21 protein-coding genes are annotated in these 20683 nt (G+C 72.7%); 8 read left to right on the top strand and 13 right to left on the bottom strand.

Translation table 11 applies throughout. The features are described from left to right. Positions 1-121: 121 nt before the first annotated feature. Positions 122-2398, bottom strand: coding sequence for a catalase (locus tag ACZ45E_RS01820; RefSeq protein ID WP_468215248.1), 2277 nt, complete (start codon positions 2396-2398; stop codon positions 122-124). A 114-nt stretch (positions 2399-2512) separates the two neighbouring features. Continuing rightward, on the bottom strand, positions 2513-3820 hold the full coding sequence (locus ACZ45E_RS01815) for an APC family permease (protein ID WP_468215246.1): 1308 nt from the start codon (positions 3818-3820) through the stop codon (positions 2513-2515). Between the two features lie 163 nt (positions 3821-3983). Here ACZ45E_RS01815 and ACZ45E_RS01810 point away from each other — a divergent pair, with 163 nt between their 5' ends. Further along, a complete protein-coding gene (locus tag ACZ45E_RS01810; protein WP_468215245.1) occupies positions 3984-4229 on the top strand; it encodes a DUF6479 family protein in 246 nt (81 codons plus the stop codon). Positions 4230-4237: 8 nt separating this feature from the next. Here ACZ45E_RS01810 and ACZ45E_RS01805 read toward each other — a convergent pair whose 3' ends face one another. After that, on the bottom strand, positions 4238-4873 hold the full coding sequence (locus ACZ45E_RS01805; protein WP_468215243.1) for a chemotaxis protein CheB: 636 nt from the start codon (positions 4871-4873) through the stop codon (positions 4238-4240). Between the two features lie 9 nt (positions 4874-4882). Beyond that, a complete protein-coding gene (locus tag ACZ45E_RS01800; protein ID WP_468215241.1) occupies positions 4883-5281 on the bottom strand; it encodes a MerR family transcriptional regulator in 399 nt (132 codons plus the stop codon). Positions 5282-5411: 130 nt separating this feature from the next. Between ACZ45E_RS01800 and ACZ45E_RS01795 the strand changes: the two genes are divergently transcribed. The 3 genes from ACZ45E_RS01795 (at position 5412) to ACZ45E_RS01785 (ending at position 9327) form a co-directional block, all read left to right on the top strand. Continuing rightward, positions 5412-6914 (top strand): SulP family inorganic anion transporter, encoded by a 1503-nt coding sequence (locus ACZ45E_RS01795; protein ID WP_468215239.1) that lies wholly within the window; start codon positions 5412-5414, stop codon positions 6912-6914. 185 nt (positions 6915-7099) lie between these two features. Beyond that, positions 7100-8371: a phosphatase PAP2 family protein gene (locus ACZ45E_RS01790; protein ID WP_468215236.1), complete on the top strand. Its 1272-nt coding sequence runs from the start codon at positions 7100-7102 to the stop codon at positions 8369-8371. 161 nt (positions 8372-8532) lie between these two features. Further along, complete coding sequence (locus tag ACZ45E_RS01785; RefSeq protein ID WP_468215233.1) at positions 8533-9327, top strand: VOC family protein; 795 nt, start codon at positions 8533-8535, stop codon at positions 9325-9327. 3 nt (positions 9328-9330) lie between these two features. Here ACZ45E_RS01785 and def read toward each other — a convergent pair whose 3' ends face one another. After that, complete coding sequence (def, locus tag ACZ45E_RS01780) at positions 9331-9978, bottom strand: peptide deformylase (protein ID WP_468215231.1); 648 nt, start codon at positions 9976-9978, stop codon at positions 9331-9333. Between the two features lie 244 nt (positions 9979-10222). Here def and ACZ45E_RS01775 point away from each other — a divergent pair, with 244 nt between their 5' ends. Then, entirely contained in the window at positions 10223-10990 is a 768-nt protein-coding gene (locus tag ACZ45E_RS01775) for a GNAT family N-acetyltransferase (RefSeq protein WP_468215228.1), read from the top strand. Here the strand turns inward: ACZ45E_RS01775 and ACZ45E_RS01770 are convergent. Next, positions 10963-11412: a MarR family winged helix-turn-helix transcriptional regulator gene (locus ACZ45E_RS01770; protein WP_468215225.1), complete on the bottom strand. Its 450-nt coding sequence runs from the start codon at positions 11410-11412 to the stop codon at positions 10963-10965. The two genes, ACZ45E_RS01775 and ACZ45E_RS01770, sit on opposite strands and share 28 nt — an antisense overlap. Before the next feature lie 120 nt (positions 11413-11532). Between ACZ45E_RS01770 and ACZ45E_RS01765 the strand changes: the two genes are divergently transcribed. The 3 genes from ACZ45E_RS01765 to ACZ45E_RS01755 all read left to right on the top strand — a co-directional run bounded on the left by ACZ45E_RS01765 (position 11533) and on the right by ACZ45E_RS01755 (position 14551). After that, the gene (locus tag ACZ45E_RS01765; RefSeq protein ID WP_468215222.1) at positions 11533-11799 is read left to right on the top strand and encodes a hypothetical protein; all 267 of its coding nucleotides are present in this window, start codon (positions 11533-11535) and stop codon (positions 11797-11799) included. 124 nt (positions 11800-11923) lie between these two features. After that, complete coding sequence (locus ACZ45E_RS01760) at positions 11924-13939, top strand: NADPH-dependent 2,4-dienoyl-CoA reductase (protein WP_468215220.1); 2016 nt, start codon at positions 11924-11926, stop codon at positions 13937-13939. 66 nt (positions 13940-14005) lie between these two features. Next, positions 14006-14551: a PadR family transcriptional regulator gene (locus tag ACZ45E_RS01755; protein WP_468215218.1), complete on the top strand. Its 546-nt coding sequence runs from the start codon at positions 14006-14008 to the stop codon at positions 14549-14551. A gap of 19 nt (positions 14552-14570) precedes the next feature. Here ACZ45E_RS01755 and ACZ45E_RS01750 read toward each other — a convergent pair whose 3' ends face one another. The 7 genes from ACZ45E_RS01750 to ACZ45E_RS01720 all read right to left on the bottom strand — a co-directional run bounded on the left by ACZ45E_RS01750 (position 14571) and on the right by ACZ45E_RS01720 (position 20638). After that, on the bottom strand, positions 14571-15671 hold the full coding sequence (locus tag ACZ45E_RS01750; RefSeq protein WP_468215215.1) for a Gfo/Idh/MocA family protein: 1101 nt from the start codon (positions 15669-15671) through the stop codon (positions 14571-14573). Between the two features lie 95 nt (positions 15672-15766). Beyond that, positions 15767-16297, bottom strand: a complete 531-nt coding sequence (locus ACZ45E_RS01745) for a hypothetical protein (RefSeq protein WP_468215213.1) — start codon at positions 16295-16297, stop codon at positions 15767-15769. A gap of 159 nt (positions 16298-16456) precedes the next feature. Continuing rightward, positions 16457-17452 (bottom strand): fibronectin type III domain-containing protein, encoded by a 996-nt coding sequence (locus ACZ45E_RS01740; protein WP_468215211.1) that lies wholly within the window; start codon positions 17450-17452, stop codon positions 16457-16459. A gap of 142 nt (positions 17453-17594) precedes the next feature. Continuing rightward, complete coding sequence (locus ACZ45E_RS01735; protein WP_468215209.1) at positions 17595-18008, bottom strand: PTS sugar transporter subunit IIA domain-containing protein; 414 nt, start codon at positions 18006-18008, stop codon at positions 17595-17597. Beyond that, positions 18005-18613: a dihydroxyacetone kinase subunit DhaL gene (gene dhaL, locus ACZ45E_RS01730; RefSeq protein WP_468215207.1), complete on the bottom strand. Its 609-nt coding sequence runs from the start codon at positions 18611-18613 to the stop codon at positions 18005-18007. The genes ACZ45E_RS01735 and dhaL overlap by 4 nt, the downstream gene beginning before the upstream one ends. Before the next feature lie 43 nt (positions 18614-18656). Beyond that, a complete protein-coding gene (gene dhaK, locus ACZ45E_RS01725) occupies positions 18657-19649 on the bottom strand; it encodes a dihydroxyacetone kinase subunit DhaK (protein ID WP_468215204.1) in 993 nt (330 codons plus the stop codon). A 170-nt stretch (positions 19650-19819) separates the two neighbouring features. Next, on the bottom strand, positions 19820-20638 hold the full coding sequence (locus ACZ45E_RS01720; RefSeq protein WP_468215202.1) for an SDR family NAD(P)-dependent oxidoreductase: 819 nt from the start codon (positions 20636-20638) through the stop codon (positions 19820-19822). Between the last annotated feature and the right edge of the window lie 45 nt (positions 20639-20683).

Here is a 20683-nt window from a genome sequence, read left to right as displayed (position 1 = left end):
AACGCCTGTCGGTCTCCGTGGTTTGCCCCATTAGGTTTGGGGGGCACAAAAAAAAAAAAGCACCCTGTTTCTTCTTGGGGAAACCGTTCCCACACCCCCCGGGCCGGTCAGCTGACCGCTGTCACACGGTCGTGCCGAACCGCTCCCAGACGCGGTGCGCGCCGAGCAGTTCCTGCAACTGGTCGAGCACCCCGGCACCGCTGTCGCCGAGGACGACGCCCGGGGCGCCGTCCGGCAGGCCGGCCGCTTCGAGCGCCCGGCCTGCCCCGGCCCAGCCGCCGATGGCCTTGCCGTGGCGGAACGCCTCGTCCAGCAGCAGACGCACCCGCGGGTCGAGGTCGGAGGCCGAGGTCTTCGCCTTCGCGTCCCGCGCGGGAACGGCGTCGGCGCCCGCCGCGGGCACCCCCACCACCAGAAGGGCGTCGAACTCGATGGAGCGGGCCGTGGCGAACGTCCGCTGCACCGCGAGGGGTTCGCCGCCCGCGTCGAGCTTCCCGCCCGCCGGGGCGATGAGCAGCGGCACCATGCCCGCGTCGAGCACGCTCTGGCGCACCGCCCGCACCCCGTCGATGTCCTCGGAGCCGTCGGTCACGATGCCGATGATCCGCCCGTCCAGCGGCCAGACCCGCCCGAGCTGGGAGAGGGCCGGGCTGGGCGGCGCGTCCTGGAGCGGCTCGGTCGGCTGCGGAGCGGGCAGCCCGAGCGCGGCGGCGACCTGCGCGCACAGCTCCGGGTCGATGTTGGCCAGGGACTGCAGACCGCGCTCCTTGATGGCCTGCTCGTAGCACTTGCCGAGCTCGAAGGAGTAGGCGTTGACGATGTGCTCGCGCTCGGGCGGGCTCATGCTCAGCCAGAAGAGACGCGCCTGGCTGAAGTGGTCGTCGAAGGTCGCGGGAGCCTCGCGGACCTTGCGCGAAGCGGGCAGTTCGACGGGCACCTCGATGTCCGCCCCGGTGGTGGCGCCCGCCGTGAACGGGCAGCCCCCGTCGAGCGAGTTCGGCCGGTACGGCGCGACGCCCCGGTGCACGGCCGTCTGGTGCATGCCGTCCCGCAGCATGTCGTTGACGGGGGCGTGCGGCCGGTTGATGGGCAGCTGGGCGAAGTTGGGCCCGCCGAGCCTGCTGATCTGGGTGTCCAGGTACGAGAACAGCCGCCCCTGGAGCAGCGGGTCGTCGGTGACGTCGATACCGGGGACGAGGTGCCCGACGTGGAAGGCGACCTGCTCGGTCTCGGCGAAATAGTTCGAGGGGTTGCGGTTGAGCGTGAGCAGCCCGATGGGCTGCACCGGGGCCAGCTCCTCGGGCACGATCTTCGTCGGGTCGAGCAGGTCGATGCCCTCGAACATCTGCTCCGGGGTGTCGGGGAAGGTCTGAATGCCCAGCTCCCACTCCGGGTAGGCGCCCGCCTCGATGGCGTCGGCGAGGTCGCGGCGGTGGAAGTCGGGGTCCACACCGCCGGCGATCTGGGCCTCCTCCCAGACGAGGGAGTGCACGCCCAGCTTCGGCTTCCAGTGGAACTTCACCAGGGTCGTCTCGCCGGCCGCGTTCTCCAGCCGGAACGTGTGGACGGCGAAGCCCTCCATCATGCGGTACGAGCGGGGGATGCCCCGGTCGGACATGTTCCACAGGGTGTGGTGGGTGGCCTCGGAGTGCAGGGTGACGAAGTCCCAGAACGTGTCGTGCGCGCTCTGCGCCTGCGGGATCTCCCGGTCGGGGTGGGGCTTCCCGGCGTGGATGACGTCCGGGAACTTGATGGCGTCCTGGATGAAGAAGACCGGGATGTTGTTGCCGACGAGGTCGAACGTGCCCTCGGAGGTGTAGAACTTCGTCGCGAAACCGCGGGTGTCACGGACGGTGTCCGCCGAACCGCGGGAGCCGAGGACGGTGGAGAACCGGACGAAGACGTCCGTCTCGACACCCTCCCCGAGGAAGGCCGCCTTGGTGACCCCGGCCGCCCGGCCGTAGCCGCGGAACACACCGTGGGCGGCGGCGCCCCGCGCGTGGACGACCCGCTCCGGGATGCGCTCGTGGTCGAAGTGGGTGATCTTCTCCCGCAAGTGGTGGTCCTGGAGGAGGACCGGCCCGCGCGGACCGGCCTTGAGCGAGTGATCGGTGTCGTACAGACGGTCGCCCTGCGCGGTGGTGAGACGCTCGCCCTGCTGGGCGGCGGCCGCCCGGCCGTCGCGCGAGGGGGCGCCGGTGGGGCTCACGGGCCGCGGACCGCTCTGGTCGGCCTTGGGCGGCAGGGGGCCGCGCGCCTCGGTGGGCTCGTCGAACGTCGGCGACTGGGGCCCCGGCTTCCCAGGAACGCCGTCCTCGGGGCCTTTGGGGGCCGCTTCGCCGGTCACCGTCTCCTTCACCTTTTCCGCCGCTTCCTTGATGGGGTGCCCGTCGTCCATCTGTCTCTCCTTCGGTCGCACTGTGCTGCCTGTTCCGCTGCCGCGGTGGTCCGCCACAGAAGCGGACGGAAACAGGGGTACCCGAATTGCTCCGTCTCGCACGGGGCTGTTCAGTTACGTCGTCGCCCCGCGACGGTGTACGGCGGCGATCGCGCCGAGGACCGCGCCGACAGCGAGGATGATCAGTCCGCGGGTCCACACCTCGGCCTCGACCTGCGTGGCGAGCACCACGCAGGAGACCGCTCCGAGCACGGGGACCACGGTGAACGCCCGGAAGTGGGGCGGCGCTTCGCTGTCGCGGCGCAGGACCAGCACGGCGGTGTTGACGAGGAAGAACACCACGAGCAGCAGCAGGACCAGAGTGGAGGCGAGGGTCTCCACGTCTCCCGTGAGGGCCAGCAGGAACGACAGGACGGTCGTCGCGGCGATGGACGCCCACGGCGTGCCGCGCCCCGGCAGCACGCGGGTCAGGACGCGGGGCAGCAGCCCGTCCCGCGCCATGCCGTAGGCCAGCCGGGAGCTCATGATGCCGGTGAGCAGCGCGCCGTTGGCGACGGCGACGAGGGCGATGGCGCTGAACACCTTCGGCGGTACCCCGCCGGCCTCCTTCACCACTTCGAGCAGCGGGCCGCTGGAGCGGGCCAGTGTCTCGGTGGGAACGGCCGCCGAGGCGACGGCCCCGACGAGGGCGTAGACGGCGCCCGCGGTGATCAGGGCGCCGAAGAGGGCACGCGGGTAGGAGCGGCGCGGGTCCCGGGTCTCCTCCGCGACGTTGACCGAGGTCTCGAACCCGACGAAGGAGTAGTACGCGAGCACGGTCCCACCGAGCACTCCGGCGGCGGCCCCCGTGTCGGCGGTGCCGAGGTGCACGAGGCGGCTCGCGTCGCCGTCGCCCCGCACGAACAGCCATACGCCCAGGCCGACCACGAGGAGGAGCCCGCCCACCTCGATGACCGTCGCGGCGACGTTGGCGCGGGTGGACTCGCTGATGCCCCGCGCGTTGAGGAGAGCCAGGGCGCACAGGAAGACGGCCGCCACCAGGACGACCGGCAGGCTGACGAAGGCCGTCAGGTAGTCACCGGCGAATCCGCGGGCGAGCGCGGCCACGGAGACGATGCCCGCGGCCAGCATGCAGAACCCGGCGAGGAACCCGGCGAACGGCCCGTAGGCGAGCGTCGCGTAGTGGGAGGCGCCGCCGGCTCTCGGATACTTCGTGGCCAGCTCGGCGTAGGAGGCGGCCGTGAGCAGGGAGAGCAGCAGGGCGAGGACCAGGGGCACCCAGACGGCGCCGCCCGATTTCGCGGCGACCTGGCCGACGAGGACGTAGACGCCCGCGCCCAGTACGTCGCCGAGGATGAAGAAGTAGAGCAGCGGGGTCGTCAGCGTCTTCTTGAGCCCGGCGCTCGGACCCTGGGTGGTCATGGTCGTCTCCCGCTGCGTAGCTGATGCAGGCACACTGCGTTGTTTTTCCACCTTCGGCCAGGTAGCCCCCGACGGCCACTCGAAACGATCAACCGCGGAACTCCGAGGGATCTTTCCTCGGCGGTCCGTGCGGTTTCAGCGCGGAACGGGGTAGATGAGCGCCATGCACACTCACAACCACATCGTTCTGGCCGCCGGAGGCGGAGGCTCGCTGGTCTTCATCGTCGTCGGCGTCGTCGTAGTCCTCGGCCTGCTCGCCATGTTCGTCAGCGGGCGGCGTCGCGCGGCCCGGCGGACCGAGCCGACCCAGCCCGCCCCCGGCGCCCACCTCGGCAACGACGAGGCGCAGCGCGGCACCACCTGGCAGACCCCCGACGACGACCCCGACCAGGGGAACCCGCGCCCCTGACGGCGGCCCTACACCGGCGGGCGGGTCCCGAGGCCGGCCACGCTTTCGCCGTCTCCCCGGAGGAGCCGCGTGATGGCCGGGCCGATCGCGGTGAGGGGAAGCACGTGGTCCACCCGCCCGGTGCGGATCGCCGATTCGGGCATGCCCTGGAAGGCGGCGGTCTCGGGATCCTGCACGAGAACCGTGCCGCCGTTCTCCTTGACCGCCTTGATGCCTTGGGCGCCGTCACTGTCCGCACCGGTGAGCACGCAGCCGATGACCGGCCCGAACGCCTGCGCCGCCGACTCGAAGAGGGGGTCGGCGGCCGGGCGGGCGTAGTTGACCCGGTCCTCACGTGTGAGGGAGAGCGTTCCGTCCGACCGGACGCACAGGTGCTGGTCGGGCGGGGCGATGTAGACGGCCCCCGCCCGCGGGCGTTCGCCGTCCTCGGCGAGCTTGACCAGGAGCTTCGTGGACCTGGACAGGATGGCCACGATGTGTGTCTCACGGGAGCGGTTGAGGTGCTGGGCCACCAGCACCGGCACGGGCAGCGTGGCTTCCAGCCCGCCCAGGAGCGTACAGAGGCCCAGGACACCTCCGGCGGAGGAGGCGATCAGCACCGCCGCACATCGACCGTCGTCATGGTTCCAGGGGCCTGTCTGCACCTGGGAAGACTATCGCGCCTCGGGCAGACGCCGGGCCAGCGTGTCGGCGAACTCCTCCCCGCGCGCCAGCTGGACGCGCAGGTCGGCGATCCGCTCCTGGGTCGCCTTCTCGAAGGCCCGTACGCGGGAGAGGAGCTGATCGCGGACGTCGTCGGTGAGCTCCTCGGCGGCGTCGAGGCGGTCGGTGGCGGCCAGCAGGTCGCGCATCTCGTCGAGGCTGAAGCCGAGCGGTTTCATGCGGCGGATCACCATGAGGCGGACGACATCGGCCTCGGTGTAGAGACGGAATCCGCCCTGTGAGCGGGCCGAGGGGATGACCAGGCCGGTCTCCTCGTAGTGCCGGATGGTGCGCAAAGACAGCTCGGTCCGTGCGGCGACCTCGCCGATCTGCATGTGCTCGCCGCTCACGCGACCTGCCTCTCTCGTCCCTGGCGCCGCTCGCCCGGAGGGCTCCTATCTCTACCGTAACGTCAGGGTAGAGTTGTGGACGCACGTCCCTTTCACCGTCGGGCGTGCCCGATCCGTCAGGTACTTCTTCTTGTCTGCTCCCGTGTTCTCGCCCGCCGCCCTCCTGCGCGGACTCAAGCCCGACTGGCTGTCCGACCCCAAGGTGTGGCGTACCGAGGTGCTCGCCGGGCTCGTCGTCGGCCTCGCGCTCATTCCGGAGGCGATCTCGTTCTCGATCATCGCCGGGGTCGATCCGGCGATCGGCCTCTTCGCCGCCTTCACGATGGCCGTGACCATCTCGGTCGTCGGCGGCCGGCGCGCGATGATCTCCGCCGCCACCGGCGCCGTCGCCCTGGTGATCGCCCCGCTCAACCGCGAGCACGGGTTCGGCTACCTCGTGGCGGCCGTGATTTTGGCCGGGGTCTTCCAGATCGTCCTCGGAGCGCTGGGCGTCGCGAAGCTGATGCGGTTCGTGCCGCGCTCCGTGATGGTCGGCTTCGTCAACGCGCTCGCCATCCTGATCTTCATGGCGCAGGTCCCCGAGATGCACGACGTGCCCTGGGCCGTCTACCCGCTGATCATCGGCGGTCTGCTGCTGATGGTGTTCTTCCCGAAGGTCACCACGGTGGTCCCGGCGCCGCTGGTCTCGATCGTCGTCCTCACGGTGATCACCGTCGCGGCCGGCGTCTCCGTGCCGACCGTCGGGGACAAGGGCGAACTGCCCTCCTCGCTGCCGGTGCCGGGCCTGCCCGACGTGCCGTTCACGCTCGACACGCTCAGCACCGTCGCCCCGTACGCGCTCGCCATGGCCCTCGTCGGGCTCATGGAGTCGCTGATGACCGCGCAGCTGGTCGACGACATCACCGACACCCGCTCCAACAAGACCCGCGAGTCCATCGGCCAGGGCATCGCCAACATCGTCACCGGGTTCTTCGGCGGCATGGGCGGCTGCGCCATGATCGGCCAGACCATGATCAACGTGCGGGTCTCGGGCGCCAGGACCCGGCTCTCCACCTTCCTGGCGGGCGCCTTCCTGATGGTGCTGTGCGTCGTCTTCGGCCCGGTCGTCTCCGACATCCCGATGGGCGCGCTCGTCGCGGTGATGGTGATGGTCTGCTTCGCGACGTTCGACTGGCACTCCATCGCTCCCCGGACCCTCAGGCGGATGCCCGCGGGCGAGATCACCGTCATGGTCATCACCGTCGCCATCGTGGTCGCCACCTCGAACCTCGCCATCGGCGTCGTCGCCGGGTCGGTCACCGCCATGGTCATCTTCGCCAGGCGCGTCGCCCGCCTCGCCGACGTCACCGCGGTCCGCGGCCCGGACGGCACCCAGGTCTACGCCGTGACCGGCCAGCTCTTCTTCGCCTCCGCCAACGACCTGGTGACCCGCTTCGACTACGCCGGCGACCCGGACAAGGTCGTCATCGACCTCTCCGGCACCCACATCTGGGACGCCTCGTCGGTCGCGGCCCTGGACGCCGTCGAGGCCAGGTACGCACAACGCGGCAAGACCGTCGAGATGATCGGCCTGAACCGGCCGAGCGCCGATCTGCACAAGACGCTCAGCGGCAATCTCACCGCGGGTCACTGACGGGTCGCGGGCCGTCCCGTTCGGTCGCGAACGCCCACGCACCGCTCCGATAACATGATCGGCCGCACGGCGCCCGCCCGACCGAACCTCACAAGACGGCCAGACAATTGACGACGAAGACCTCGCGAATACCCTCGCGAACACGATGCAGGACCTCGCTCTCCGCGCTGCGTCAGCCGCGGACGATGCTGTGGACCGCGGCGGGCGTGGCGACCCTCGGGTTCCTCATCGCCCTGGAGATCGCCGCGCGCCGCTACGGACTGCCGGGGCCGATCACCAATCAGGCGCGCGAGGTGATCTTCGCGCCCCGTTCCGGACCGCTGCTCTACGCCGGTCTGGCCCTGATGCTGGTGGTGCTCACCTGGCGGCAGCGGCTCATCTCACTGGGCGTCGCGGCCGGGATCGACGTCGTCTTCCTGCTGGTCCGCTGGGCGGCCGGCGCCGAGATGGCCTTCGGCAACGGCGCGCTGCTGGTGATCCTCGGCTGGGCCGTCGTCGCGCTCACGCGCCGCACCGGCCCCGAACGCGTCCTGCTGCTGAAGGGCGTCGGGCTCGGACTGCTGCTGGTGGCCGGCCACAAGACCGGTGATACCTGGCTGCTCATCACCTCGAAGTCGCGCCCGTCGGTCCTGGACCCGTACCTCGCGACCGCGGACCACGCGCTGGGCAACCCCTCCTGGCTCGTCGGCCAGTGGGTCGCGGCCGGCGGTCCGGTCGTCGAGCACGTCCTGCACGCCGTCTACGGACAGCTCCCGCTGGCCGCGGCGATCATCGCCCTGTACCAGCTGCGCAACGTGGCGGTCGAGCGCCGCTTCCCGGGCCACCACCTCGTGCGCACGTTCCTGGTCATCGGCCTGCTCGGACCCGCCATCTACATGATCTTCCCGGTGGTCGGGCCGGTCTTCGCCTACGGCGCCGACGGCGGGCACTGGGCGGTGGCCGACCTGTGGCCGCAGACCCTGACGCCGGTCGGCCCCCCGCACCCGGTGCCGTTCGACGAGATCACCCCGCGCAACTGCATGCCCAGCCTGCACACCGCATGGGCCACCACGATCTTCATCCACTCCCGCAAGGGGTCACGGCTCCTGCGGTTCGCCGGCGCCTTCTGGCTGGTCGCCACGCTCACCGCCACACTGGGCTTCGGATACCACTACGGTGTCGACCTCGTCGCCGGTGTCGTCTTCGCGGTCACCGTCGAGACGGCGATGCGCGCGTTCGAGCGCGGCTGGGACGGGGCCGCGGCCCGGCTGGTCGCCTACGGCACGGCCGTCTTCGCGGTGCTGCTGGTCGCGTACCGCTATCTCCCGCTGGAGATGGCCCGGCACCCGTGGGCGTTCGGACCGCTCCTCCTTCTGGCGATGGCCTCCGTGGTGTACGGCTACCTCCGGACCACGAAGCGGTGGCACCCGAAGGCCGTGCCGGCACCGCTCCCGGAACCGCAGCTCGCCCAGGCCTGACCGGTCGGGCCTGCCCCCGTCGGCCTCTTCGCGGGCCGACGGGGACACGGGCCGCCGGGCCCGGGCTCGCACGGATGGCGGAGCGCGCGCCACCGTCCTAGCGTGGATGGTGGCCGCCGGGCCCCGTCGCGCCCGGTGAACCCTACGGAAGGTCTGGCGTCATGGCCGCACAAACCGAGGGCGCGCCCGTATGGGCCGACGCCATGTTCCCGGACCTGGAGGCCGCGAAGGGCTTCTACGCCGAGCTGTTCGGCTGGTCCTACGACGAGGGCGCCGAGGAGTTCAACCGCTACACGCAGGCCAGGACTCCCGGCGGCAAGAACGTCGCGGCGCTGTCGCCGCAGATGCCGGGCATGGAAGGCGTCCAGGCCGCCTGGAACCTGTACTTCGCCACCCCGGACATCGCGGCCACCGCCGAGCGGATCAGAAGCGCGGGCGGCACGCTCTCGATGGAGCCGATGCGGGTCGGCGACTTCGGCACGATGGTCACCGCCCAGGACCCCACCGGCTGCTTCTTCAGCGTCTGGCAGGCCGATACGCACGAGGGCTTCGAGGCGGTCAACGAGCCCGGCGCCTTCTGCTGGGCCGAGGTCAACTCCCGCGACGCGGCGCGCACCGACGCGTTCTTCACCGCCGTCTTCCCGTACGAGGCGAAGAAGATGGCGGACGAGCACATCGACTTCGACGTCTGGCAGCTCGACGGCCGGCCCGCGCTGGGCCGCATGCAGATGACCGACGACTTCCCCGCACACGTGCCGTCGTACGTGAACGTGTACTTCGTCGTCGAGGACTGCGACGCGGCGCTCGCCACCGTGCAACGCCTCGGCGGCAAGCTGCACCTCGGGCCGGTGGACAGCCCCTTCGGCCGGTTCGCGGCGGTCGGCGATCCGCAGGGCGCGGCGTTCACCGTCATCGACGTCACCGCCGCCAAGGGGGAGATGCCGCGGCTGGAGTGACGGCTAGCGTTCGGCTTCCGGCAGCGCGAAGCCCAGCTCCTCGGCGGCCCGTCCGGGGGTGGGCTGGCCCCAGCGCGCCCTCTGCTCCGGGGTCCTGGCCAGCGTGAGCGACCGCAGTTCGGCCCGGTCCAGGTAGAGCGTGCCGTCGAGGTGGTCCGTCTCGTGCTGGACGATCCGGGCCGGCCAGCCGCCGACCTCCTCGTCCACCGCACGCCCCCGCTCGTCGAGGGCGCGCAGCCGCACCCGTTCGTGCCGGGCGACCACGGCCCGGTAGTCCGGCACGCTCAAGCACCCCTCGTAGTGGGCGACCCGGCGCCCGCCCGCGTCCTCGTACGTCGGGTTGATCAGCACCCGGAACGGCTGCGGGACGCGGTCGCGCGCGATCCGCACCTCATCCGGTACGTCCATCGTGTCCTCGATCACCGCGAGGCGCAGCGGCAGGCCGATCTGGGGCGCGGCCAGGCCCACGCCGGGCGCCGCGTGCATCGTGACGCGCATCGCCTCGATCAGCCGGGACAGGAGGTCGTCGGGGAGCTGTCCGTCGAACGGCTCGGCGGGGCGCCGCAGGACGGGATCGCCCGCGAGGACGAGGGGCAGGGTGGCCGAGGCGAGGAGCTTCTCGACGCGGTGGGTCAGTGGCGTGGACGGCATCGCGCCAGCATGCCAAGAGCGCTCACCCCGCGGCAACGCCCGGTCCTTCGCGGCGTACAGCGGTCCGGCCGCGCGGAATCCTACGGCCGCATTGCGTCCGGATGAACGCGTTGCGACCTCATGAACACTGCGTGTGCCGGGGAATGCAGGCTCTGACCTGGGGGTTTCATGGTGCGGCGCGATCACGGCCGCAAGCGGTGCCGCGCCCGCAACTCCCCGTCGAGTTCATGAGAGAAGGGTCCGGATGACCGAGACGCAGACGTACGAAGGGCACGCGTCGTCGCCCGCCCCGGCCGAACCCGCGCACCCGCTCGACAACCCGGCGTACGCCGCGCTGACCGGCCCGCACGCCCATCTCGCCGAGCGGCGCGGCCGGGTCCTGCGCTACCCCCTCGACGTCTCGCCCTGGCTGGCGCTGCCCGACGACCCGGGGCCCGGGGACTGGGCGGACCTCGCCGCGTTCGCCGGACCCGGTGCGCAGGTGCCGCTGCCGGGCACGACCCGCTCCCTGCCGGCCGGCTGGGAGCTGACGCAGGACATACCGGGCGTGCAGCTCGTCGACGCGGGCGTGGCCGCGGCGCACGACCCCGAGGCGGTCCGGCTCACCGCGGCGGACGTGCCGGAGATGCTCGACCTCGTGGCCCGCACCCGGCCCGGTCCCTTCCTGCCCCGCACCATCGAGCTCGGCACGTACCTCGGCATCCGGCGCGGGGGCGTCCTCGTGGCGATGGCGGGGGAGCGGCTGCATCCGCCGGGCTGGACCGAGATCAGCGCTGTGTGCACCGACGCCGACCAGCGCGGCCAGGGTCTCGCCGGGCGGCTCGTGCGGGCTGTGGCCGCCGGGATCAGGGAGCGCGGCGAGACGCCGTTCCTGCACACCGGCGCGGGCAACACGAACGCGATCCGGCTCTATGAGTCCCTCGGCTTCCGGCTGCGCCGCACGACGCGCTTCCGCGCCGCGAGAGTTCCCGAGCCCGCGGCGGCTCAGTCCTCGCGCGAGGCTTCGTTGTAGCGCTCCAGGTAGGCGGCGAACCGGGTCAGGTCCTGCGCCGACCAGTCCGCGAGTCGCTCCCCGAAGATCTGCCGGCGGCTGACGGTCACCTGCGCGAGGATCTCCGCTCCCGCCGGGGTGGGGAGCAGGACCTGGACGCGGTGGTCGTCCGGGTCGACGCGGCGCATGACCAGGCCGGCCCGTTCCAGAGCGGCGACCTGCCGGCTGACCGTCGACTTGTCCAGCGCGTAGTGCGCGGCGAGGTCGGTGGCGCGGCAGCCGCCCCGCTCGTCGAGGTGGCTGAGCAGGGTGAACGAGACGAGCGACAGCTCGGGGTGCATCCGGGCGGCCGTCGCCCTGGCGCGGCGGGCGAAGGAGGTCAGCTCGCGCTGGATGGTCTCCACGGCCGATTCGCGGTCGGTGGGACGGTCGGGCTCTGCCACGTGAGGGTTCCTTTCCGAAGCACTTGTTGCACTCTACAACCCAGGCTTCGCGGCCGGGGTCCCGCGGCGGGTCGGGCCGGACGGCGGGCGGGGCCGCGCGTCGCGCACTAGCCTCCGAGCATGAGCCATATGCCTGAGGTGCCCGCCGGCTACACCGTTGTCCTCAAGCCCCGTCTGACCGACGGCGAAGGCCGTCCCGACCACGGCAACCCGCTGCGGACCGTGCCGGTGGCCGCCACCGGCGCCGAGGGGGCGTCCGGCTATCCGCGCTACGAGGGGGAGGGCGTGCAGGCCGACATCGACCCCCGTACCCGGACCGTGGAGGCGGTGACGGTCGACGGGGAGGAGCTGCCGTACGGGTGGGTGGCCGAGGTCGCGGACGCGTAGAGCGCCGCCGGTGAGGGGCTGGTAAGGCTTGCCTGCGTGGCGCAGCTCTCTTTTGCAACTTGTTGCACAAGGGGCTCCGGGTCGTCTACAACAGTGACGACGTTCGCCGCGCACGGAGGGCCCCATGTCCCGATACCCGCATCTGCTCGCCCCGCTCGACCTGGGCTTCACCACCCTGCCCAACCGCGTCCTGATGGGCTCGATGCACGTAGGTCTGGAGGAGGCGGAGAACGGCTTCGCCCGCATGGCCGAGTTCTACGCGACCCGCGCCCGCGGTGGCGTCGGCCTCATGGTCACCGGCGGCATCGCTCCGAACGAGGCCGGACGCCCCTACGACGGCGGCGCCAAACTCACCACCGACGCGGAGGCCGAGCAGCACCGCGAGGTCACCGGCGCCGTGCACGCGGCGGGCGGCAGGATCGCCCTGCAGATCCTGCACTTCGGCCGCTACGCCTACCACGAGAACCTGGTGGCGCCGAGCCCGATCCAGGCGCCCATCAGCCCGTTCGTCCCCCACGAGCTGAGCGACGCCGAGGTCGAGCAGACCATCGAGGACTTCGCGCGCACCGCCGAACTCGCCAAGGCGGCCGGCTACGACGGCGTCGAGGTCATGGGCTCCGAGGGCTACCTCATCAACGAGTTCATCGTCGCCCACACCAATCAGCGCACCGACCGCTGGGGCGGCTCGTACGAGAACCGCGTCCGCTTCCCCCTGGAGATCGTGCGGCGCGTGCGCGAACGGGTCGGCCCCGACTTCATCGTCATCTACCGCCTCTCGATGCTGGACCTGGTGCCCGGCGGCTCGACGCTGGAGGAGGTCGTGCACCTCGCCAAGGAGATCGAGGCGGCCGGCGCCACCATCATCAACACCGGCATCGGCTGGCACGAGGCCCGCATCCCGACCATCGCGACGTCCGTGCCGCGCGGCGCGTACACCTGGGTCACCAAGAAGGTCATGGGGGAGGTGTCCATCCCCCTCGTCACCACCAACCGCATCAACACCCCGGAACTGGCCGAGGAGTTGCTCGCCGACGGCGTCGCCGACATGGTCTCCCTCGCACGCCCGATGCTCGCCGACCCGGACTTCGTGAACAAGGCCGCCGCCGGCCGCTCCGAGGCGATCAACACTTGCATCGGCTGCAACCAGGCGTGCCTGGACCACACCTTCAGCGGCAAGATCACCTCCTGTCTGGTCAACCCGCGCGCCTGCCACGAGACCGAGCTCGTCCTGTCGCCCACGCGGGTGCGCAAGAGCGTCGCCGTCGTCGGCGCCGGCCCGGCCGGACTCGCCTGCGCCGTCTCCGCCGCCGAACGCGGCCACAACGTGACCCTCTTCGACGGCGCCGACCGGATCGGCGGCCAGCTGAACGTCGCCCGCCAGGTGCCCGGCAAGGAGGAGTTCGACGAGACCCTGCGGTACTTCCGCACCCAGCTCGAAGAGCGCGGCGTCACCGTGAAGTTGAACTCCTACGTGTCCGCCGCCGACCTCGACGCCTACGACGAGGTCGTCGTCGCCACCGGCGTCAGCCCCCGCATCCCGGCCATCGACGGCGTCGACCACCCCAGCGTCGTCGGCTACCTCGACGTACTGCGCGAGGGCGTGCCCGTCGGCGACCGCGTCGCCGTCATCGGCGCGGGCGGCATCGGGTTCGACGTGGCTGAGTACCTCACCGACGGCGGCGAGAAGGCGAGCCAGGACCCGGCGACGTACTTCCGGCTGTGGGGCGTCGACATGGACTACGCCGACCGCGGCGGCCTCGCCCGTCCCGAGCGCCCGGCGCCGCCGCGCCAGGTGCACCTCGTCCAGCGCAAGGCGTCCAAGGTCGGCGCGGGGCTCGGCAAGACCACCGGCTGGATCCACCGCACCGAGCTGCGCCACCGCGGCGTCACGATGGTCGCGGGCGCCACGTACGACCGGATCGACGACGCGGGCCTGCACATCACCGTCGACGGCGAGCCGACGCTGATCCCCGTCGACACCGTCGTCCTCTGCGCCGGCCAGGAGCCCAGGCGCTCCCTCTACGACGACCTCGTCGCCGCCGGCCGCACCCCGCACCTGATCGGCGGCGCCGACGTCGCGGCCGAACTGGACGCCAAGCGCGCCATCAAGCAGGGCACCGAGGTCGCCGCTGCCCTCTGAGACCGGGCGGTCACGCGGCCGGGCCCGCCGGCCACGTGACCGCCCTCATCCACTTACGCTGGCCCCATGTCACTGCCGCACGCGATCCTCACGGCCCTCCTGGAGAAGCCGTCGTCGGGGCTCGAACTGACCCGCCGCTTCGACAAGTCGTTCGGCTACTTCTGGTCGGCCACGCATCAGCAGATCTACCGCGAGCTGGGCAAGCTGGAGCGCGACGGGCAGATCCGCGCACTGGCCCCCGCGGTCCCCGCGCGCGGCCAGAAGAAGGAGTACGAGGTCCTGCCCGAGGGTCGCGCGGAACTGGCCCGCTGGACGGCCGCGCCGCAGGACCCGAAGACACTGCGGGACCCGCTGCTGCTGCGGCTGCGCTCCGCCGCGGTGGTCGGCACGGACGGGATCGAGGCCGAGCTGCGCCGCCATCTCGACCTGCACCGGCGGCAGTTGGAGACCTACCGGGCCATCGAGCAGCGGGACTTCCCGCCGGAGAAGGACTCGGTACCCGACCGGCTGCAGCACGCGGTGCTGCGGGCCGGGCTCGACCTGGAGACCTTCTGGGTGGAGTGGCTGGAGCGGACACTGGCCGACCTGGACCCGGACGCCTCCGCCGGGTGAGGAACCGGGCAGGCGCCCCTCACAAGGTCAACAGCGCCGGGTCCCAGCCGTCCGGGAGCGGTCGCACCCCCACCGCCTGCGCGGGCAGCCGCGCGAACTCCCCGCGTGACGCCGACTCCGTCACCGCCGCCATCGTCCGCAGCACATGCAGCGCCAGCGCCCCCGACGCCCGCGGAGCCCCACCCGTCCGGATCGCCCGCGCCATGTCGACGACGCCCAGACCGCGGCCGTCCGTCCGGCCCCGCACGGGCAGCTCGGCCCAGTCGGACGCACCGTTGGGCCGTATCCGCAGCGGCCCGCCGAACGTGTTCGGGTCGGGGACCGACAGCGTGCCCTCCGTGCCGATGACCTCGAACTGGAGGTGCGGACGCGCCGAGTCCCAGCTGAACACGGACGTGGCCGTGGGCCCCGACCCGAAGTCGAGCAGCGCCGACACATGGGTGGGGACGGCGACGGGGAACGACCGCCCGGCCGCAGGGCCCGCCCCGGCCACCCGGTCGTCGCGGGCCCGCCGCACCGACGCCGCGACCCGCTCCACGCCGCCGAAGAGCGCCACGAGCGCCGTCAGATAGTAGGGCCCGAGGTCGAACAGCGGCCCGCCGCCCGGCTGGTAGAAGAACGCCGGGTCCGGATGCCAGCCCTCGGGGCCGAGGCTGCGCAGCGCCGTCGACGCGGCGACCGGCGCCCCGATGGACCCGGCCCCGACGGCCCGCAGCGCGGACTGCAGTCCCGCCCCGAGGAACGTGTCCGGCGCGCTGCCCACCAGCAGGCCCCGCTCGGACGCCTCCTCCAGCAGCTTCCCGGCCTCGTCCGGCGAGAGCGCGATCGGCTTCTCGCCGTAGACGTGCTTGCCCGCGCGGAGCGCCGTCCGCGCCACCTCGACGTGCGCCGCGGGCACCGTCAGATTCACGACGAGCTCGACCTCCGGCACGGCCAGCGCCGTGTCCAGGTCCCCGGCGACCGGGACGCCGTGGGCGCGCGCCGCCGCCTCCGCGCGCCGCACGTCGAGATCGGCGACGGCGAGGACCCGTACGTCGGGGAAGCCCGACAGCGTCGCCAGATACTGCTTGCTGATCACGCCCGCCCCGACGACGGCGACCCCCACAGGACCTGAACTCACGCTGCCCCCAGAGACGTTCGCGGACGATCACACGGTCTCGGGGACGGTAAGCCGGACCGCGCCGCGCCGACAAGGGGGCCCGCACGCGCCGGTCGTCAGCCGCGGGGCCGCGTAGAGCGGCGGCGCAGGCACCAGGCCCCGGCCACCGCGGCGGCGACCAGTGAGCCGCCCGCGGCGAGCGCGGGCGTGCCGACCTCCCGTACCGTTCCGCCGAGCCCGCCCCGCACGGCGCCGCTCGGGCGGGGAGTCACGGAGGCGGCCGGGGTCACGGAGGCGGCCGGGGTCGCGGCCGGGGGCGCCGGGACGGTCACGGGCACGGGCCCCACGGTCGACCCGTCGGAGCAGGCGACCACCACCTGGTACGTCCCCGGCCGGAGATCCCGCCAGATGGCCCTGCCCGAGTTGAGCGCGGTCTGCCTGCCCCCGGCGAAGTCGGCCTGCCCGGACTCCAGCAGCGCGGCGTTGCCGCCGTGGCGGCAGGAGGCCGTCGTGGCCGTCACCGTGGAGCCTTCGGCCGAGACGTCGACCCCCTCGGCGAAGGCCGCCGATGCCCCCAGGGCCAACGGCAGCGCGGCCGCCGCCGCGACGGTGAGAGCGCGGGGAGCGAGGAGCGATGTGGTGCGCATGACGGCTGCCCTCCGGCGGCACGGGAGGCGGTTCGTCCCGTGCCCGCCCGAGTAGGCAATGCCCGTGCTGCCTGACACCCACTCAACGCAGCCGTGCCCCCGCGCGCATGCGGGCCGCCGCCGCGCAGGTGACGTGTTCCGCCGTACGGCCCCGGCCCGTCAGCCTCCCGTCGTCACCGTCCGCTCCGGGGAGAACGCGCCCCACGTCCCGTCCGGCAGCTGTCCCCGGAGCTTCACCCGGTGCCGGGCGCCCGCGTCCTCGCCGATGTAGAAGCTGTACTTCGCCCCGTCCGCGGGGGCGCTCTCGCCCCACATCACCGTCGTCGCCTGCCGCCCGTCCAGGAACACCTGGTACGCGGGCACCTCGCCCCCGGTCCGCGGCGGCGTCCACGCCAGATCGATGTAGTACGCGCCGTCCGCGCGCCGCGTCGTCGCACGGAAGCCGTCCGGCGCGGTCCCCGGCCCCTCGTCCGTGCCGCGCGCCGTGGTCAGCCGCACCGCGTCGCTCGCGGGCGAGACGTTGTCGGCGGCGTCCCGCGCCCGCACGCTGAACGTGTACGCCGTGCCCGGCCGCAGCCCGGTCAGCAGCGCCCGCGTCCGCGTACCGCCGACGCTGTGGATCTTCGTGGTGCCCTGGTAGACGTCGTACGAGACGACTGCCCTGTCGTCGGACGCCTTCTGCCAGGACAGGGAGACGGCCCGCCCCCCGTCCACCTGCCCGCGCACACCCGCGGGCCTGCTCGGCGCGGAGGTGTCCGCGGTGACGGCGGCCGGGGTGGTGACGGTGACGCGGCGGCTCGCGGGGCCCAGGGCGCCGTCCTTGCCGCGGGCCCGGACCGTGAAGACGTAACGGGACTTCGCGCGCAGCCCGGTGACGTCCACCATGTGCTGCTCGGCGGTCAGCTCCCTGACGCGCGCCGAACCGCGGTACACCTCGTACCCGGTGACGTCCGTGGTGCTCACCGGCCGGTTCCACATGACGTGCACGGTCGTGGCGCTGCCGGCCTGCGCCGTGACGCCGACCGGTTCGGACAGGGCCGGGCCGCCGGCCTCGTCGTCACCGCCCGGGAGCAGGCCGCAGCCGGTCAGGGCCGTCAGCAGCGCGGCGGCGCAGGCCGCGCGGGGGAGCAGAGTGCGTGGGGGAACGCGTCGCACGGGCGTGCCTTCCGCTCGAACCGGATGGGCACAGACCTGTATTGGTACAGACCTGTAGGCGACCTGTATGGCACGAGTTCCGGGTTTCCATCAAGAGGGCGTACGACGGCCGGACATGCTGGGGCACGTCCGGCCGGCCGTCTCACACCTTGTGGTACGTGTACGCCTCCGACGCCGCCGCCACCACGGCGTCCAGGTCCGCCCCGGCCGACGCGGAGACCACGGCGGCCACCGCCCCCTCCAGGAACGGGGCGTCCACCAGGCGTGTGCCGTCGGGGAGTTCGTCCTCCTCGGCGAGGAGCGCCTTCACCGTGAGGACCGCGCTGCCGAGGTCCACCAGGACCGCGACGCCCGAGCCGCGGTCCACCTCCGCGGCCGCCGCCGAGATCCGCTCCGCACTCGTACCGAAGCCGCCGTCCGCCGTCCCGCCGGCCGCGGCCACGGGAGCGGTGGCCCCGCCCCCGGCGAGCCCGGCGGCCAGGCGTGCCACCGACTCGGCGACGTCCCGGCTGTGCGACACGAGCACGACGCCGACGGACGTGTCGGGGGCGGTCACGAGGCGTCCTCCGCGGTCTCGGCCAGCGCGCCGATCAGCAGCGCCGCCGACGTGGCGCCGGGATCCTGGTGCCCGATGCTGCGCTCGCCCAGATAACTGGCCCGGCCCTTGCGGGCCTGGAGCGGCGTCGTCGCCTCCGCGCCGTGCTCCGCCGCGGACCGGGCCGCGGCGAAGTCCCCACCGTCGAGCGCGTCCACCGCCGGCACCAGCGCGTCCAGCATCGTCTTGTCCCCGGGCGCGGCCCCGCCGAGCGCGGCCACGGCGTCCACCCCGGCGCGCAGCGCCTGCGCCAGCTCGGCCTCGCTCACCTGCGCGGCGTCCCCGAGCGCCTTGCCGGCGCGCCGCAGCAGCGTCCCGTACAACGGCCCCGACGCGCCGCCCACCGTCGAGATCAACTGCCGCCCGGCCAGGGCGAGTACGGCCCCCGGCGTGTCCGGCGCGTCCTTGTCGAGCGTGGCCCGCACGGCGGTGAAACCGCGTTGCAGGTTGCTGCCATGGTCCGCGTCGCCGATCGGCGAGTCGAGTTCGGTGAGCCGGGCGGCCTCGCGGTCCACCGCCGCCGCGGTCGCCGCCATCCAGCGCCGGAAGAAGTCGGCGTCGAGCACATGGTCTCCTTGCGTGGTAGGTACGGGGACGAGGGGCAGGCCGTCACATGCCCCAGCGCAGGCCGGCCGTGCTGACCGGCGCGTCCCACAGGCGCAGCAGCTCCTCGTCCACCTGGCACAGGGTGACAGAGGCGCCCGCCATGTCGAGGGAGGTGACGTAGTTGCCGACGAGCGTGCGGGCCACGGGTACGCCGCGCTCGCCGAGGACCCGCTGCACCTCGGCGTTGAACCCGTACAGTTCGAGGAGCGGGGTCGCCCCCATGCCGTTGACGAGGACGAGGACGGGGCTCGTCGGGCGCAGGTCCTCCAGGACGGCGTCGACGGCGAAGTCGGCGATCTCACCGGACGTCATCATGGAGCGCCGCTCCCGCCCCGGCTCGCCGTGGATGCCGACGCCCAACTCCAGCTCACCGGAGGGCAGATCGAACGTCGGCGACCCCTTCGCGGGCGTCGTGCACGCGCTCAACGCCACCCCGAGACTCCGCGCACTCTCGTTGACCTGCCGGGCCAGCGCCTCGACCCGCTCCAGCGGCTGCCCCTCCTCGGCGGCGGCGCCCGCGATCTTCTCCACGAAGAGGGTCGCGCCGGTCCCGCGCCGTCCGGCCGTGTAGAGGCTGTCGACCACCGCGACATCGTCGTTGACCAGCACCTTGGCCACCTGGATGCCCTCGTCCTCGGCGAGTTCGGCCGCCATGTCGAAGTTGAGTACGTCACCGGTGTAGTTCTTCACGACGAACAACACGCCCGCCCCGCTGTCCACCGCGGCGGCGGCCCGCACCATCTGATCGGGCACCGGCGACGTGAACACCTCTCCGGGACAGGCCGCGTGCAGCATCCCCGGGCCCACGAAACCCCCGTGCAGCGGCTCGTGCCCCGACCCGCCGCCCGACACCAGCGCGACCTTGCCGGCGACCGGCGCGTCCCGGCGCAGGATCACCCGGTTGTCGACGTCCACGGTCAACTCGGGGTGAGCGGCGGCCATCCCTCGCAGCGCGTCGTCGACGACGGACTCGGCCACATTGATCAACATTTTCACGGGTGCCCTCCGAGTGGCGTTGGCAACTCTTCCCCGACCTGCGTCCCGCCCGACTGGCCCGGCCAGGCCGTCGGGCGGACGCGATCAGGGTTTCTCGATCCAACGCCAGTATCGGTGGAGGCTTCGCGTCGAGCACCCGTCGCGGCGCTCCCTCCTGCGCGCCCGGCCTCTCAGACGGTGTAGCCGCCGTCGACCGCGAGGTGCTGCCCCGTGATGAAACCGGCCCGGTCCGAGGCGAGGAAGGCGACCGCCTCGGCGATGTCCCCCGCGCTGCCGAAGCGGCGCAGCGGGATATTGCGCCGCGTCACCCGCAACGCGGCCTCGTCGAGCTCCCCGTCCTCGATCAGGCGGGCGGCGATCCCGTCGGTCAGCATGCCGGGCCCGACGCAGTTGAACCGCACCCCGTAACGGCCCTCCTCCGCCGCGAGCGCCCGCACCACGGCCTCCACCGCGCCCTTCGTGCCCGACGACAGGCCGTCGCGGACGGGGTACCGGCGCGTGGCCGCCGTGGTGACCGCGACCACGGCGCCGCCGCACGCCCGCAGCGCCGTGAGCGCGGGATGCACCAGTTGGTAGAAGGCGAGCGCGTCGGCGTGCAACTGTTCGCGGTACCGGGCCGGCGGCACCTGGCTCAGGTGCACCATCGGCACGTGCGGCCCGGCCGCGTACACCAGTGTGTGCAGCGCGCCGAAGCGGTCGACGGCGTCGCGGACGGCGGCCGCCGCCTCCGCCTCCACCGTCAAGTCCGCCTGCAAGGCGTGCACGTGTGCGCCTTCCGCGGCCAGTTCGGCGGTCAGGGCGTCGGCCGCGGTCCTGTTCGAGCGGTACGTGAACAGCACCGCGCTGCCCCGACGCACGAGCAGCCGCACGATCGCGGCGCCGATGCCACCGGTACCGCCCGCGACGAGAGCGACCCCCTTGCGTCCGCCGAAGCCCCGGTCCTGGTCCTGGCCCCGCTCGTGTTTCCGCTCCCGCTCCGGCACCGTCATCGTCCCCACTTCCCGAGTGGCGTACAGCAGTGACGTACAGCAGTG

The organism is Streptomyces sp. NPDC030991, assembly GCF_055571235.1.
This window is presented reverse-complemented; position numbering and strand designations above follow the sequence as displayed.

Bases quoted from the DNA above. Each gene is read 5' to 3' on its own strand.
- ACZ45E_RS01720 (WP_468215202.1), bottom strand. From the start codon at position 20,638: ATGACGGTGCCGGAGCGGGAGCGGAAACACGAGCGGGGCCAGGACCAG.
- ACZ45E_RS01745 (WP_468215213.1), bottom strand. From the start codon at position 16,297: ATGCGCACCACATCGCTCCTCGCTCCCCGCGCTCTCACCGTCGCGGCG.
- ACZ45E_RS01760 (WP_468215220.1), top strand. From the start codon at position 11,924: ATGTCCCGATACCCGCATCTGCTCGCCCCGCTCGACCTGGGCTTCACC.
- ACZ45E_RS01810 (WP_468215245.1), top strand. From the start codon at position 3,984: ATGCACACTCACAACCACATCGTTCTGGCCGCCGGAGGCGGAGGCTCG.
- ACZ45E_RS01755 (WP_468215218.1), top strand. From the start codon at position 14,006: ATGTCACTGCCGCACGCGATCCTCACGGCCCTCCTGGAGAAGCCGTCG.
- ACZ45E_RS01765 (WP_468215222.1), top strand. From the start codon at position 11,533: ATGAGCCATATGCCTGAGGTGCCCGCCGGCTACACCGTTGTCCTCAAG.
- ACZ45E_RS01790 (WP_468215236.1), top strand. From the start codon at position 7,100: ATGCTGTGGACCGCGGCGGGCGTGGCGACCCTCGGGTTCCTCATCGCC.
- ACZ45E_RS01815 (WP_468215246.1), bottom strand. From the start codon at position 3,820: ATGACCACCCAGGGTCCGAGCGCCGGGCTCAAGAAGACGCTGACGACC.
- def (WP_468215231.1), bottom strand. From the start codon at position 9,978: ATGCCGTCCACGCCACTGACCCACCGCGTCGAGAAGCTCCTCGCCTCG.
- ACZ45E_RS01785 (WP_468215233.1), top strand. From the start codon at position 8,533: ATGGCCGCACAAACCGAGGGCGCGCCCGTATGGGCCGACGCCATGTTC.
- ACZ45E_RS01820 (WP_468215248.1), bottom strand. From the start codon at position 2,398: ATGGACGACGGGCACCCCATCAAGGAAGCGGCGGAAAAGGTGAAGGAG.
- ACZ45E_RS01775 (WP_468215228.1), top strand. From the start codon at position 10,223: ATGACCGAGACGCAGACGTACGAAGGGCACGCGTCGTCGCCCGCCCCG.